The sequence below is a fragment of the Stenotrophomonas maltophilia genome, from assembly GCF_023518235.1.
Lineage (GTDB): Bacteria > Pseudomonadota > Gammaproteobacteria > Xanthomonadales > Xanthomonadaceae > Stenotrophomonas.
In genome coordinates this window covers 4492959-4508220 of sequence record NZ_CP090423.1, presented here as the reverse complement: position 1 = coordinate 4508220, position 15262 = coordinate 4492959, and the positions used below count along the sequence as shown (strand labels likewise).

Below are 15262 nucleotides of genomic sequence, written 5' to 3'. Positions count from 1 at the left end.
AGCAAGCTCGACGCTAGGCGGAGCGACATCATCACTGCGTTCCGGTTAGGCTCGAGGCTCCCCTGCCCCGGATTGCCCCATGCGCGTGATCGCTGCTGCCCTGCTTGCCTGCCTTCCGCTGCCTGCCCTGGCCGCGCCCACCTACGGCCCGCGGCTGGAAGGCTTCGACTACGGCTATCCGGTGAAGACCTTCGCGCTGGAATCGCAGCGGCAGCCGCTGGAGATGGCCTACCTGGATATCGCGCCGAAGCAGGCGCCGATCGGTGTGGTGGTGCTGCTGCACGGCAAGAACTTCTGCGCGGCGACCTGGAAGGAATCCATCACACCCCTGCTGGCCGCCGGTTACCGGGTGATCGCACCGGACCAGGTCGGCTTCTGCAAATCGAGCAAGCCCGAGCGTTACCAGTACTCGTTCGCGCAGCTGGCGGCCAATACCCATGCGCTGCTGCTGCAGCTGCAACTGGGTGATGCCCCGGTGCATCTGGTCGGGCACTCGATGGGCGGCATGCTCGCGGTGCGCTACGCGCTGATGTACCCGCAGGACCTGCGCAGCCTGTCGCTGGTCAATCCAATCGGGCTGGAAGACTGGAAGGCACTGGGCGTGCCGTGGCGCAGCGTGGATGCCTGGTATGCCGGTGAACTGAAGACCAGTTATGACAGCATCCGCCGTTACCAGCTGGACGTGTACTACGACGGCCAATGGAAGCCGGCCTACGAAACCTGGGCGCGGATGCAGTCGGGCATGTACGAAGGCCCGGGCAAGCAGGCCGTTGCGTGGAGCCAGGCATTGGCCTCGGACATGGTGTTCAACCAGCCGGTGGTGTACGAGCTGAAGAACGTGCGGGTACCGACCACGCTGTTCATCGGGCAGAAAGACCGCACCGCGATCGGCCGCGATCTGGCGGCGCCGGACCTGAAGGCGACGCTGGGCAACTATCCGGCACTGGGCAGGGCTGCGGCGGCGGCGATTCCCGGCGCGACACTGGTCGAGTTCGCCGAGCTGGGCCATTCGCCGCAGGTGCAGGATCCGAAGCAGTTCAATGCGGCGTTGCTGAAGGCATTGAAGGCGCATTGAACGGCAGCCATTCTGTAGAGCCGAGCCCATGCTCGGCTCATCCGGCAGGAGGGGATCTCGCCAGCAGCAGCCGAGCGTAGGCTCGGCTCTACAGAAGCGGTGCGTTCAGCCCACGATCCGCAACACATCGTCCAGCAGCGCGGCGGCGGTGACTTCCGCGCCCGCACCCGGGCCCTGGATCAACAACGGCTGGCGCTGATAGCGGTCGCTGTGGATGGCCACGCGATTGTCGGTACCTGCGCCCTGCGCCAACGGGTGATCGGCGGGCAGTTCGCGCAGCCCTACCTGCGCACCTTCGCCATCGACGCGACCGACAAAGCGCAGCACACAGCCATTGTCGCGCGCCTGCCGCCAGCGCGCCTGCAGCGGCGCATCCAACTGCTCCAACGCGGCGACGGCCGCTTCCAGCGGCAGCGCCGCCAGTGCGTCAGGCACCAGCGAATCCACCTGCACCTGCGCGGCATCCAGCGCCAGCCCGCTGCTGCGAGCGAGGATCAGCAGCTTGCGACGCACGTCTTCGCCGGACAGGTCCAGGCGCGGATCGGGCTCGGTGTAGCCGGCGGCCAGCGCCTCGCGCACCGCCGCCGAGAATGGCGACTGGCCGTCATAGCGATTGAACAGCCACGCCAACGAACCGGACAGCACGCCCTCGATGGCATGGATGTGATCGCCACCGGCCACCAGCGCGCGCAGGCTGCTCAGCAACGGCAGGCCCGCACCCACCGTGGCACTGTCGCCATAGCGCGCGCCACTGTCGGCGCAGCTTTCAGCAATCGCCTGCGCGCGGGCCAGCTGCGCGCCACGGCCCAGCTTGTTGGCCGTCACCACGTGCACGCCGCGCGCCAGCCACTGCGCGTGGCGGGCCGCCACGTCTTCGCTGGCCGTGGCATCGACCACCACGTCCCCCCGTTCCAGGCCTTCGGCGCTGGACCAGGGTGGCGAACGCAGGCCGTCACGCGGCGCGCGCCGCGCCAGCTCCAACGGCAGCGCCAGGTCGCGATCAATCGCCAGTGCGGTGCGCGAATTGGCCAGCCACTGCACATTGGGCAGTTCCACCCCCCGTGCCTGCAAGGCCTGGTAACGCTGCACGAAGGCCGAGCCCACAGTGCCGGTGCCGAGCAGCGCCAGGCGTCCCGTGCCCAGCGCGGGGATGTCAGCGGCCAGCGCGTTCATGCGTCCACCACCTGTTTGCGGCGCGCGGCCGCATCGATCACCGCTTCGGCGCGCTGCAGCGCGGCGCCGAGATCGGCCAGCAGGTCACGCTCGGCCTCGATACCGACCGACAACCGCAGCAGGCCCTCGCTGATGCCGGCGGCGGCGCGCGCTTCGGCGGTCATCGCCGCATGGGTCATGGTGGCCGGGTGCGCGATCAGGCTTTCCACACCGCCCAGCGATTCGGCCAGGGTGAAGCAGCGCAGGCCGTCGACGAACGCACGCACGGCGGCATGCGGATCGTCACCTTCGCAGTCGGCCAGCTCGAACGACAGCATTGCGCCGAAGCCACTCTGCTGACGGGCGGCGATGGCGTGACCAGGGTGATCGGCCAGCCCGGGGTAATAGACGCGGCCCACCGCAGGATGCTGGTCCAGCAGGGCGACGATCGACGCGGTGTTCTCCTGGTGCACGCGCAGGCGCGCATCCAGCGTGCGCAGGCCGCGCAGGGTCAGGAACGCATCGAACGGCGAACCGGTCAGGCCCAGCGCATTGCCCCACCACACCAGCTGCTCATGCAGCGCCGGATCACGTGCCACCACCGCACCACCGACCACGTCGCTGTGGCCATTGATGTACTTGGTGGTGGAATGCAGCACCAGATCGGCGCCGAAGGCCAGCGGCTGCTGCAGTGCCGGCGACAGGAAGGTGTTGTCGACCACCACCAGCGCACCGGCCTTGTGCGCGGCTTCGATCACGAAGCGCAGGTCGGTGATGCGCAGCAGCGGGTTGGACGGGGTTTCCACCAGCACCAGCTTCGGCTGGGTGGCCAGCGCCTGCGCCAGCGCGCGCGGATCGGTGAGGTCGGCGGTGACCAGTTCGAAGTGGCCCTTTTTTGCCAGCGCGTTGAACAGGCGCCAGCTGCCGCCGTACGCATCATGTGGCACCACCAGCGTATCGCCGGGCTGCAGCAGTGCGTTCAGCACCAGGTTGATCGCGCCCATGCCGGTGGCGGTGACCACACCACCGACGCCGCCTTCCAGTTCGGCCAGCGCCTCACCCAGCAGGTCGCGGGTGGGGTTGCCACTGCGCGTGTAGTCGTACTGGCGCTTGTTGCCGAAGCCTTCAAAGCTGAAGTTTGACGACAGCACGATCGGCGGGGTGACCGCACCATGGGCGGTATCGCGATCGATGCCGGCACGGACGGCGGCAGTGGTGCGACTACAGGACGGCTCGTTGGCGTGCAGGCTCATGCGGACTCTCCAGAGGTGCGGAAGGCGGTGGCAAGGATCGCGTCGATGCGATCGGTTTCTTTGAGGAAGGCGTCGTGGCCGTAGGGTGAGCGCAGCACGCGCAGGCTGCCGCGCGGGCCCAGCCCTTCGACCAGGCCGACCAGGTCGGCCAGCGGCACCAGGCGGTCGCCCTCCACGGCCACCACCACGGTCGGCGGCAGGATCGCGGCGGGGTCGACACGGTGCAGATCGATCGATTCGGACAGGCGCAGGTAGGCGGTCACCGGCGTGCGCGCGACGTACTGCGCGCCGGCGGCGTCGAGGTAGTCTTCGGCGGCCACGCGCACGCGCCCGTTGATGACTTCCGGCGCAGCGTCGAAGCGCTCGCCGAATTCTTCCGGGGTGCGGTAGCTGAGCATGGCGAACTGCCGGGCCAGGGCCAGGCCGTGGTCCTCGCCACATTGCAGCTGACCGAGGGCGACGGCACGACGCTGCAGCGCGCGCCACGCGGCGGCATAGGGATGCGGGCGATGCGCGCCGCTGGCCAGCACCAGCTGGCGGACGCGGGCGCGGTGACGGATCGCGAACTGCTGGCCGACCAGCGCGCCATACGAATAGCCAACGAAGGCCTTCAGCGTGCGGATACCGAGATGGTCCAGCAGCAGGGCCAGCGCATCGGCCTGGTCGGCGGTATCGATCGGTACGTCCAGCGCCCCATCGGCACCGATGAAGTCGAACGCCAGTACGCGCAGCTGCTGCGGATCCAGCGTGCGGCCGTTGCCGACCAGATCTTCAGCCCAGCCCTTCTCGCTGAACTGCGCGTTGGAGGCCACATGGCGGTGCGCGGAAATGCCACCAGCCAGCACCACCACCGGCGCGTTGGCCGGGCCGACCCACTCATAGCGCAGGCGCACCGGGCTTGGGCCGGCATGGCGCATCGACAGCACCGCGGCGAACTCGCCGCGTTCGGCGTGCACGCGGTCTTCGACCGGCACGCTGACGGGGACAAAGGGTTCGGGGCGAACGGCGGTACTGGCAGCGAAGCTCATGGCGGGATCCGGTTGGGGAATCGGCCATCGAGCCTTCGCGGGGCTCGCGTTCGAGATGCACGTGCGGTGCATGGTTCGAACCATCTTTCGGTGGACGCCACGGTCCCCGCAGGATTTGGCACCTACGCAGATGCTTGCGCGTCTGCGGGCTGCCCCGGCTTCAAAGGGCCTGTCCCTCTGCCGGTCTCGATGGTGGAGCCACGATGCCAGCCCTTTGCAGCACTGTCAATCCCTTCATGCGGATAAAGCGATGAATATTTCCCCGACTCCACTATGCGAGCGCCGTCGCGGTCGCTCCGTTCAGGATCGGGTACAGTCCCGGCGGTCCATTTTCCTGAATCGCCGATGCCACGCCTGCTCCTGACCTGCCTGCTCCTGCCGCTGCTGGCCAGTGCCTCCGCCGGGGCCAGCGACTGGCGCCAGGGTTGGGGGATGCTGCCGAAGCCGCCCACCCGCGCCAGCACGGCCAGCAACGGCGCGGGCTCCGCAAAGGAGGCCGTTCCGATGGCCCAGCTGCGCCTGCAGCCGATCGGCGAACAGTGGCAGGCTCGGATCGACAACGCATTGGCAGGCCCGCTGCAGATCGAGCTGCGCGCCGCGCCTGGCCGCGCCGTTGAAGGCCTGCCGGTGCAGTCACTCATCCAGGGCGACAGCAGCCTGGTGGTCGGTCGCCTGCCTGCCCCCGCCAACGGCCGCACCCTGGACCTGCGCCTGCAGTCGGTGCCGGGCAACCCCGCCGCACAGGCCGAGGACGTGGCCTACCGGTTGCCCTTCGATGCCGCGCGCCTGCGCGTGGACCAGGCGCCGCAGGGCCACTTCAGCCATGGTGATGAGGAAAACCGCGACGCGGTCGATTTCGCCCTGCCTGAGGGCACGCGGGTGCTGGCTGCGCGCGAGGGCACGGTGATGCAGATCCAGGATGGCTACCAGGGCAACGGCCTGGACCGCGAACGCGATGGCGGCCGCGCCAACTTCGTCCGCGTCCTGCACCGCGATGGCAGCATGGCCCTGTATGGCCACCTGCAGGCCGGGGGCATGCGCGTGCGCCGTGGCCAGGCGGTGCAGGCCGGGCAGCCGCTCGGCCTGTCCGGCAACAGCGGCTTCAGCAGTGCCCCGCATCTGCACTTCGTGGTGCAGGTCAACCGTGGCATGGGCCTGCGCTCGGTGCCGGTGCGCATCTTCGCCGAACAGGGCCAGCTGCAGTTCGCCCGCCAGGGCGAGGCCGAGGGCGGCACCGGGCGCTGAGCGGCCCCGGCCGGTATAATCGGGCGCTTATCTCTTTGAAAAGCGCCCCGGGCGGGCGCCACTGCCATGTCCGAAGTCGCCAACGAAGCGTCGCGTCGCCGCACCTTCGCCATCATCTCCCACCCTGACGCCGGCAAGACCACGCTGACCGAAAAGCTGCTGCTGTTCGGAGGCGCGATCCAGATGGCCGGTTCGGTCAAGGGCCGCAAGGCGGCCCGCCACGCCACCTCCGACTGGATGGCACTGGAAAAGGAGCGCGGCATCTCCGTCACCTCTTCGGTGATGCAGTTCCCGTACGAAGGCAAGATCGTCAACCTGCTCGACACCCCCGGCCACGCCGACTTCGGCGAGGACACCTACCGCGTGCTGACCGCGGTGGACTCGGCGCTGATGGTGATCGACGTGGCCAAGGGCGTGGAAGAGCGCACCATCAAGCTGATGGAAGTGTGCCGCCTGCGCGACACCCCGATCATGACCTTCATCAACAAGCTCGACCGCGAGGGCAAGGACCCGATCGAGCTGCTGGATGAAGTGGAAACCGTGCTGGGCATCCAGTGCGCCCCGGTCACCTGGCCGATCGGCATGGGCCAGCGCCTGAAGGGCGTGGTGCACCTGCTGACCGGCGAAGTGCATCTGTACGAGCCGGGCCGCAATTTCACCCGCCAGGATTCGACCATCTTCCCGTCCATCGATGCGCCCGGCCTGGCCGAGAAGATCGGTGCACAGATGCTGGCCGAGCTGCGCGATGAGCTGGAACTGGTGCAGGGCGCCAGCCACCCGTTCGACCTGCAGGCCTACCGCGACGGCAAGCAGACCCCGGTGTTCTTCGGCTCGGGTGTGAACAACTTCGGCGTGCAGCCGCTGCTGGACTTCTTCGTCGAGCATGCACCGTCGCCGCAGGCACGTTCCACCACCGGCCGCGAGATCGCCCCGGAAGAGAACAAGCTGACCGGCTTCGTGTTCAAGATCCAGGCCAACATGGACCCGCAGCATCGCGACCGCGTCGCGTTCATGCGCGTCTGCTCGGGCCGCTTCAGCGCCGGCATGAAGACCTTCCACGTGCGCACCGGCAAGGAAATGAAGCTGGCCAACGCACTGACCTTCATGGCCAGCGACCGCGAGATCGCCGCCGAAGCGTGGCCGGGCGATGTGATCGGCATCCACAACCACGGCACCATTTCCATCGGCGATACCTTCACCGAAGGCGAAGCGGTCACCTTCACCGGCATTCCGAACTTCGCCCCGGAACTGTTCCGCCGTGCACGCCTGCGCGATCCGCTCAAGCTCAAGCAGCTGCAGAAGGGCCTGGCGCAGCTGTCCGAAGAGGGCGCGACCCAGTTCTTCCGCCCGTTGACCAGCAACGACCTGATCCTGGGCGCGGTCGGCGTGCTGCAGTTCGACGTGGCCGCCTACCGTCTGAAGGACGAGTACGGCGTGGAAGCGACCTTCGAACCGGTCAGCGTGACCACCGCACGCTGGGTCCATTGCAGCAACGAAAAGAAGCTGGAAGAGTTCCGCGAGAAGAACGCGCTGAACCTGGCGCTGGACGCGGCCGGCCACCTGGTCTACCTGGCGCCGACCCGGGTCAACCTGCAGCTGGCGCAGGAACGCGCGCCGGACGTGCGCTTCTCGGCCACCCGCGAAGCGGCGCACACCGTGTCGGTGGCCTGATCCCCGGGGTCGGATCCCTTTCCGCAGAATAGGGCTCTGACCCCGGCACCCAGGGATTCATCGACCATACGGTGACCGGCGTGCACGCGCCGGCCATCGCGGCGATGATAGGGGGGTGCGGGTCCCCCTCCCCGCGAACGATGCCTACGCCATGTCCACGACTTCCGTTGCTTCGATCCGCGAAGAAATCGCCAGCGCCCTGACCCACGGCCTCGGTGCCGTGCTGGCCCTGGGCGCCGGCGCGGTACTGATCACCCTGGCCGCCATCTACAGCGATGGCTGGCAGCTGGCCGGCGCGATCGTGTTCGGCATCGCGCTGTTGCTGCTGTACACCGCCTCCACCCTGTACCACGCCATCCAGCACCCGGTCGCCAAGGGCCGCCTGAAGGTGTTCGACCACTGCGCGATCTACGTACTGATCGCCGGCACCTATACCCCGTTTACCCTGATCGGCCTGCGCGGCCCCTGGGGCTGGGGCCTGTTCGCCGCGATCTGGACCCTGGCCCTGGCCGGGGTGGTGTTCAAGCTGTTCTACACCGGCCGCTTCAAGGCGCTTTCCACCGGCATCTACATCGCCATGGGCTGGCTGGTGATCGTAGCGATCAAGCCGATGCTGGCCTCGATCGACGGCTGGACCCTGGGCTGGCTGCTGGCCGGCGGCCTGTCCTACACGCTGGGCACCTACTTCTACCACCGCGAATCGATCCCCTATTCGCATGCGATCTGGCACCTGTTCGTGATCGGCGGCAGTGTCTGCCACTTCGTCGCGGTGACCATGCAGGTGCTGTAACCACAGCCCGCCGCGCGGCCCTGCACGCCGCGCACATGGACGCTTCGCGCCCCGTCCACGATCGGGGCGCAACCATGGCAGTGTGAATGCTGCCGCCTCCCCTGCTGCACGGCGCCCTTCCCGCTGGCGCCTCCGGCGCCCTGGCCCGCGGGGCCAGCGCGTGTGGGCTGCGTTGCTGTTCCTGCTGGCCGCGCTGCTGGTGCTGATCGCGTTGTGGGACTGGAACTGGTTCAAGGGGCCGGTCGAACGCGCAGTGCAGGCGCGTACCGGCCGTGCGCTGCACATCGGCCAGCTGGATGTCGATCTGGGCCGCACCACCACGATCCGCGCCGATGCGATCACCTTTGCCAATGCCCGCTGGGCCAGGCAACCGCAGATGGCCAGCGCCGACCGGGTCGAGATCGACGTGCGGGTCTGGCCGCTGCTGCGCGGCAGCGTGCAGCTGCCCGAAGTGCGCCTGACCCGGCCCGACGTGCTGCTGGAAACCGCCCCGCGCAAGGGCGAACCAGGCAACTGGGATTTCCTCGGTGACAGCGCCGGCGGAACCAGCCCCCAACTCAAGCGACTGCGCATCGACGACGGTCGCCTGCAGTTCCTCGATGCGCTCGGCCGCACCGATATCCGCGTGGATGTGCGCAGCGGCCAGCCGAAGCAGGCCGATGCCGCACCGCCGCTGCTGGTGCAGGGCAAGGGCCACTGGCAAGGCAACGCGTTCACCCTGCGGGGTGGCACCGAATCCCCGCTGGAACTGACCGACAGCGATCACCCGTTCCGCATCCATCTGGACGGCCGTGCCGGCGCCACTCATGCAGTGGCCCGCGGCACGCTCACCAATCCGTTCCAGCTGCGTGTGTTCGACCTGCAGTTCGCGCTCAGCGGCCAGGACCTGGCCGATCTCTACCCGTTGCTGGGCATCGCCATCCCGCCCTCGCCGCCTTACGCCCTGGACGGACGCCTGAAACGCGACCACAACGTGTGGCGCTACGATGGCTTCACCGGCAAGGTCGGTGACAGCGACCTGGCAGGCAACCTTCAGTTCGAAGTGGGCGGCGCGCGGCCGCGGCTGACCGCCACGCTGGAATCCAGGCGCCTGGATTTCGATGATCTGGCCGGCTTCGTCGGCGCGCCGCCGAAAACCGGGGGTGGCGAAACGGCCAACGCCGAACAGAAGGCTGCGGCCGCCCGTGTCGCGGCCAGCAGCCGGGTGCTGCCGGATACGCCGTACAACCTCGGCAAGCTGCGCGCGATGGATGCCGATGTGCGCTGGAAGGCCCACCGCATCAATGCGCCGTCACTGCCACTGGATGACATGGATGCGCATCTGCTGCTGGACGACGGCGTGCTGCGCCTGGACCCGCTGAACTTCGGCGTGGCCGGCGGCGATATCCGCAGCACGATCCGCATGGACGCGCGCCAGGCGCAGATCAGCACCGCGCTGAAGGCCAGCGTGCGCGGCGTGCAGCTGGGCCAGCTGTTCCCGGACGCGAAGCTGGCCGAACAGGCCAAGGGCGGCATCGGCGGCGAGGTGGACCTGAGCGGCCGTGGCAACTCGATCGCCGCGATGCTGGGCAGCAGCAGCGGCAAGGTCGGGCTGGCGATGGGCCGTGGCCACGTCGGCAACCTGGTGATGGAACTGGCCGGGCTGGATATCACCGAATCGCTGAAGTTCCTGGTGACCGGAGACAAGCAGATTCCCCTGCGCTGCGCCTTCGCCGACTTCGGCGTGCGCGACGGGCTGATGACCAGCCAGGCACTGGCAGTGGACACCACCGACACGATCCTCATCGGCGAGGGCACGGTCAGCCTGCGCGACGAAACCCTCGACCTGCTGCTGAAGCCACGCCCGAAGGACAAGAGCATCCTGGTGCTGCGCTCGCCGCTGCACATCGCCGGCACGTTCAAGGACCCGTCGTTCCGCCCGGATTTCAAGGCGCTGGGCATTCGTGGCGCGGTGGCGCTGGCGCTGGGCAGCATCGCCCCGCCGGCGGCGTTGTTGGCGACGATCGAACTGGGGCCGGGCAAGGATGCCGACTGCGGCGGGCAATATGCGAAGTAGGAGCGTTCGTTCGCCGCGCCTCATTTTCCGCGCGTAGAGCCGGAGCAAGGCGACAAGCAGGACACGCCGTAAATACGTCCCTGTAGGCTCGGTCGGCGCATCCATGCGCCTCACGGTCCTGCCTGCCGCCTTGCTCCGGCTCCGGACAGTTTCCTGCGCGCGCGCAGCGAGAGCGAAGAAATTCAAAGTCAAAAGAAAAAGCAAAGTCAAAAGCTGTTGCCAACCAAGGTTGGCAGCTACCAAAGGCGAGGCACCGCGCATGTACGCACCGCGCCCGCGGAAATGTTTCCAGAGGCGGAGGGCATGGGCGTGCAGGACCGTTGGCGCCATGGATGGCGCCATCGAGCCTACAGGGACGTACTTGCGGCGTGTCCTGCACGCCCATGCCCTCCGCCTCTCCGACGTATCAGGAAGGCGCTGCTTCTGCTTCTGCACTTGCTGTTGGCGGGCCGGCGGGCCGCAGGCCCGCCAGCGAAAAACTCACCCGGCAACGATGTACTGCTGCAGATGATCCAGCTCGCGCCGCTGCGCATCGATCACCGACTTCACCAGGTCACCAATGGAAATCACTCCCAGCACCTGCGCGCCCTCCACCACCGGCAGGTGGCGGATGCGGTAATCGGTCACCAGCTGCAGGCAGTGCTCCACCTGCTCGCCCGGTGACACCGTCACCACCTGCGCGGTCATGATCTCGGCCACCGCCGTATCGCGTGAGGAACGATCGCGCAGCACGATCTTGCGCGCGTAATCGCGCTCGGACAGGATGCCGACCAGTCGCGGGCCATCCATCACCAGCACCGCCCCGATGCCCTTCTCCGCCATCAACCGGATCGCATCGATCACCGCCGCATCCGGCGCGACCGCATGTACTTCAGGAGACTTGCCGTCCAACAGTTGCCGTACCGTGGTCATCCGCCTGCCCTCCGAGGGTGGGTTGCAGGGTCGAGTCTGCCACGGCCGATGCTAGCCAGGCGTCAACCAGGTACAGCGGTCGCTGCTTGGACTCTTCATACAACCGCCCCAGGTATTCGCCGATCAGCCCCAGCGCGATCAACTGCACCCCGCCCAGGAACAGGATCACCGCCATCATCGTCGGCCAGCCGGCCACGCGATCCCCGTACAGCGCCGCCTTCACGATCACCCACAGACCAAAGACGAACGCCACTGCCGCCGTCGCCAGGCCCAGGTAGGTGGCGGTGCGCAGCGGTACCGTCGAGAACCCGGTAATGCCCTCCAGCGCGAAGTTCCACAGCCGCCACAGGCTGAACTTGCTGCTCCCGGCCACCCGCGCGTGGCGATGGTAAGGCACGGCAATGCGCTTGAAGCCGACCCAGCTGAAAAGCCCTTTCATGAAGCGGTGGCGCTCGCGCATTTCGCGCAGCGCGCTCAACGCACGCGCCGACAGCAGGCGGAAGTCGCCGGTATCGGCGGGAATCGGCGTGCGTGACAGGCGCCCCATCACCCGGTAGAACATCGCCGCCGTGGCGCGCTTGATCCAGGCCTCCCCATCGCGGGCCATGCGCGTGCCGTACACGTTGTCATGGCCCTCGCGCCAGCGCGCGACGAACTGCGGCACCAGCTCCGGCGGGTCCTGGCCGTCAGCATCGAGGATCATCGCCGCGCCTTCGCGCACCAGGTCCAGGCCGGCGGTCAGTGCCGCCTCCTTGCCGAAGTTGCGCGAAAGCCGCAGCGCCGAAACGCGCGCATCGCCCTCGGCCAGCCCGGCGATCACCTCCCAGGTGCCATCGTGGCTGCCGTCGTCCACATACAGGATGTGGCCGTCGAGATCGGGCATGCCGTCGAGCACCGCACACAGGCGCGGATGCAGCAGGGGCAGTGCCTGCGCCTCGTTGTAGGCAGCGATGACGAAAGTGAGCCGTTCGCGGGTCATGCCCCGATTGTACGTTGCATGGGCGCACGCCATGCGCCGGCCAGGCGGTACGCGCACTCAGTCCTCGGCCAGATACCCGGCCCCGCCCAGCTGGCGCGCCTGGCGCTGGATCCACGCCGCGCGGCGCTGCACATACGGCCCAGGCGCGGCCGCGTTGTAGCGCCGCGGTGCCGGCAGCACCGCCGCCAGCCGCGCGCTCTCGGCCGGGCTCAGGCGCGCGGCATCCTTGCCCCAGAATTTCTGCGCCGCCGCCTGCGCGCCATACACCCCATCGCCGAATTCGGCGATGTTGGCGTACATCTCCAGGATGCGCTGCTTGGGCCACATGGCCTCGATCAGCACGGTGTACCAGACCTCCAGGCCTTTGCGGATCCAGCTGCGGCCCTGCCACAGGAACAGGTTCTTGGCCACCTGCTGGCTGATCGTGCTGGCCCCGCGCAGGCGCCCGCCGCGGGCGTTGTGGTCGCGGGCCTTCTCGATGGCCTGCAGATCGAAGCCGTTGTGCTCGGGGAAGCGCTGGTCTTCCGCCGCCACCAGTGAAATCGGCAGGCTCGGCGCCATCTGGTCCAGGTCGCGCCATTGGTAATGCAGCCGGTAGGACCAGTCCGCCTCGCCCAGCGCCTCGCCGTAGCGCCACAGCATCACGGTGGACCCGGGCGGGTCGATGAAGCGCAGCACCAGCACCTGCAGGCAGCTGAACGCGGCCAGCAGCAGTGGCAGCCACAGCAGGTATTTCCAGCGCCAGCGCCGACGGCGCGGCGGCGGCGCCACGGCTTCTACCTTGTGCTGCTCTCCCCCTGCCCCCATTACTGGTGCATCCTTCTTCTGTCTGGTTGTCGGCGCATTATCCGGCAACCGCCCCCGTTTACGCGCGATGTGAGCCGATGACCGCCAACTCCGATTCCCTGATCCGCTTCCTGCTGCCCGACGCCGGTGTCCGCGGCGTGCATGTACGCCTGCAGGCCACCTGGCAGGAAATCCTGTCCCACGCCCAGTATCCGGATGCCGCCGCCGAACTGCTGGGCGAGGCCTGCGTGGCAGCCGCGCTGTTCACCGGCCACACCAAGATCGACGGCCGCCTGTCGATCCAGCTGCGCAGCAGCAGCGCCCTGCGCACCCTGTTCGCCGAGTGCACCGCGACCGGCACCCTGCGCGGCATCGCCCAGCTCAGCGACGGCGAAGACGCCCCGCGCGACCTGTCCGCCCTGGGCAACGACGCCATCCTCGCCATCACCATCGAAAACCCCGGGCTGGACCCGCGCGAACCGCAGCGCTACCAGAGTCTGGTCGGGCTGACCGCGCCGGAACTGGATGAAGCCTTCGAGGACTACTTCCGCCAGTCCGAACAGCTGCCGACCCGCCTGCTGCTGGCCGCCGACCGCAATGGCGCGGCCGGCCTGCTGCTGCAGAAGCTGCCGGGAGACGAGGGCGACGAGGACGGCTGGGCACGCGCCAGCGCCCTGTTCGAGACCCTGGGCAAGGCCGAACTCCTGGCCACCCCGGCCGAACAGCTGCTGCACCGGCTCTTCCACGAGGAGCACCCGGAACTGATGGGCGACAAGCCGCTGTCCTTCGCCTGCTCCTGCTCGCGCGAGCGGGTCGAGGCCATGCTGCAGTCGCTGGGTGAGGAAGAAGCACGCACCGCTGCCATGGACACCGGCGCGGTCGAAGTGCGATGCGAATTCTGCGGGCGTGAGTATCACTTTCCATTGACGGAGTTCGGCATACTGTTCCACGGCGCCAAGGGGGCAGTACCGGCGCCTGAACGGCTTCAGTAAATGGCAGTCTTGTACCTGGGGAGGATCAAGGCTTGTTAAGAATTCATAAACACCCTAGGATCGAGTTCCCGTCCCCACGGGAACTTCCGTTGTCCGTCCCTGTCTGAACTGGTCCGATGCGTACTTTCCTGCGTCTACCGCTGGCCCTGCTGATCGCCCTTGGCGCGATCACGGGCGTGCACGCGCAGAGCAAGGACACCCGCACCGTGCTGCCGGTGTGGAACAAGGGCAGCGGCAAGGTCGAGGCTCTGCTGTATCTGGAGCCGACCGGCGAACAGTCCGCCGGCGCCCGCTGGCACTTCGGCCGCAATTCACTGGACGCCGCTTTCGGTCTGTCCTCCGGCGATTCGCTCGGCCTGCTCTGCAACAGCAGCAGCGGTACCAGCATGAGCGGCCTGGCCAGCCATTGCATGCTGGCCAGCCTGGGTGATGACGACGACCTCAACAGCCGGCGTTTCACCGGCACCGCCGCATTGAACCGTGGCAACAGCCGCCTGGGCATCACCGCCGGCACCGGCCGCGAGACCCTGCCGGCGTGGCTGGCCGGGCCGAACAAGACCCCGTCGCTGCGCACCGAACAGAACGATCTGACCGTGTTCGCGCAGAAGAACATCGGCCGCGAAGGCTTCGTCTCCATCGCCGGCACCTACGCCAAGGCACGCCTGGTGCCGCTGGCCGACGCCTCGCCGGCACTGGTCGACCGCTGGGACAGCAAGAGCCTGAGCATCGGCGCCGGTTATGGCAATTTCACCGGCAGCATCATCGGCCGCGTCGTTGATGTGCCCGGCAAGCCGGGTAAGTGGGAAGGCCTGGGCATCGGCCTGACCTGGCGCACGCCGTGGTCCGGCCAGCTGACGGTCGGTGCCGAGAATGTGATCAGCCGTGGCAAGAATCCGTTCTCGCCGCGCAATGAAAGCAACGACGACGGCACCGTGCCGTACGTGCGCTACGAACAGGATCTCTGATCCGTTTCCACGGCCCTGGCCGTATCCCCGTTGTTCCCTGCCGGGCGCCGAAAGGCGCCCGTTGCGCATGTGCGCTGCATACCTTTCGCTGCATACCTTTCAATGCACGCGTCAAGGGCTTGGGATACCTGGAATAACGCGATGACATACTGCGGTACATATCAAACGTAACTTTTTTCATCATTCTGCGTTAACAAACGAGGCACGGCTATATAGCCACATGAGCAACTCATTGATTTCAATGAAATAAGAGGTGATTTACCAAAATCACAGACTTGATTAACACAGCTTTAATTCTTGGCGAGCGCCCGCTACTATCGGGTCAGCCTCGCGATTTGGGAGCGCTCTTTCGCTCCCC

13 protein-coding genes and 1 riboswitch are annotated in these 15262 nt (G+C 67.6%); of the genes, 7 read left to right on the top strand and 6 right to left on the bottom strand.

Annotated features, from left to right (window positions below):
* The first annotated feature begins 79 nt into the window (after positions 1-79).
* Positions 80-1075, top strand: a complete 996-nt coding sequence (locus tag LZ605_RS20930; protein WP_249843182.1) for an alpha/beta fold hydrolase — start codon at positions 80-82, stop codon at positions 1073-1075.
* A 105-nt stretch (positions 1076-1180) separates the two neighbouring features.
* Here LZ605_RS20930 and LZ605_RS20925 read toward each other — a convergent pair whose 3' ends face one another.
* Genes LZ605_RS20925 through metX form a run of 3 tightly spaced genes read right to left on the bottom strand, consistent with a single transcriptional unit; the run spans position 1181 to position 4508 of the window.
* Entirely contained in the window at positions 1181-2248 is a 1068-nt protein-coding gene (locus tag LZ605_RS20925; protein ID WP_249843181.1) for a homoserine dehydrogenase, read from the bottom strand.
* Positions 2245-3480, bottom strand: a complete 1236-nt coding sequence (locus LZ605_RS20920) for an O-succinylhomoserine (thiol)-lyase (protein ID WP_249843180.1) — start codon at positions 3478-3480, stop codon at positions 2245-2247. The genes LZ605_RS20925 and LZ605_RS20920 overlap by 4 nt, the downstream gene beginning before the upstream one ends.
* Positions 3477-4508, bottom strand: a complete 1032-nt coding sequence (gene metX / locus LZ605_RS20915) for a homoserine O-succinyltransferase MetX (protein ID WP_249843179.1) — start codon at positions 4506-4508, stop codon at positions 3477-3479. Before metX ends, LZ605_RS20920 begins: the two co-directional genes overlap by 4 nt.
* Before the next feature lie 77 nt (positions 4509-4585).
* Positions 4586-4704, bottom strand: a riboswitch (SAM riboswitch).
* 149 nt (positions 4705-4853) lie between these two features.
* Here metX and LZ605_RS20910 point away from each other — a divergent pair.
* The 4 genes from LZ605_RS20910 (at position 4854) to LZ605_RS20895 (ending at position 10270) form a co-directional block, all read left to right on the top strand.
* Entirely contained in the window at positions 4854-5753 is a 900-nt protein-coding gene (locus LZ605_RS20910; protein ID WP_249843178.1) for a M23 family metallopeptidase, read from the top strand.
* A 66-nt stretch (positions 5754-5819) separates the two neighbouring features.
* Positions 5820-7424, top strand: coding sequence for a peptide chain release factor 3 (locus LZ605_RS20905; protein ID WP_107231240.1), 1605 nt, complete (start codon positions 5820-5822; stop codon positions 7422-7424).
* Positions 7425-7575: 151 nt separating this feature from the next.
* Positions 7576-8214: a PAQR family membrane homeostasis protein TrhA gene (gene trhA / locus LZ605_RS20900; RefSeq protein ID WP_010482744.1), complete on the top strand. Its 639-nt coding sequence runs from the start codon at positions 7576-7578 to the stop codon at positions 8212-8214.
* Between the two features lie 82 nt (positions 8215-8296).
* Positions 8297-10270, top strand: a complete 1974-nt coding sequence (locus LZ605_RS20895; RefSeq protein ID WP_249843177.1) for an AsmA family protein — start codon at positions 8297-8299, stop codon at positions 10268-10270.
* Between the two features lie 480 nt (positions 10271-10750).
* Here the strand turns inward: LZ605_RS20895 and LZ605_RS20890 are convergent, their stop codons facing one another.
* The 3 genes from LZ605_RS20890 to mtgA are packed head-to-tail and all read right to left on the bottom strand — an operon-like array spanning position 10751 to position 12968.
* Positions 10751-11182, bottom strand: coding sequence for a CBS domain-containing protein (locus tag LZ605_RS20890; RefSeq protein ID WP_107231242.1), 432 nt, complete (start codon positions 11180-11182; stop codon positions 10751-10753).
* The gene (locus tag LZ605_RS20885; RefSeq protein WP_249843176.1) at positions 11142-12161 is read right to left on the bottom strand and encodes a glycosyltransferase family 2 protein; all 1020 of its coding nucleotides are present in this window, start codon (positions 12159-12161) and stop codon (positions 11142-11144) included. Before LZ605_RS20885 ends, LZ605_RS20890 begins: the two co-directional genes overlap by 41 nt.
* Positions 12162-12218: 57 nt before the next feature.
* The gene (mtgA, locus tag LZ605_RS20880) at positions 12219-12968 is read right to left on the bottom strand and encodes a monofunctional biosynthetic peptidoglycan transglycosylase (RefSeq protein ID WP_107231244.1); all 750 of its coding nucleotides are present in this window, start codon (positions 12966-12968) and stop codon (positions 12219-12221) included.
* A 77-nt stretch (positions 12969-13045) separates the two neighbouring features.
* Between mtgA and LZ605_RS20875 the strand changes: the two genes are divergently transcribed.
* Positions 13046-13939: an Hsp33 family molecular chaperone HslO gene (locus LZ605_RS20875; protein WP_249843175.1), complete on the top strand. Its 894-nt coding sequence runs from the start codon at positions 13046-13048 to the stop codon at positions 13937-13939.
* A gap of 116 nt (positions 13940-14055) precedes the next feature.
* A complete protein-coding gene (locus tag LZ605_RS20870) occupies positions 14056-14904 on the top strand; it encodes a hypothetical protein (RefSeq protein ID WP_249843174.1) in 849 nt (282 codons plus the stop codon).
* Positions 14905-15262 lie beyond the last annotated feature (358 nt).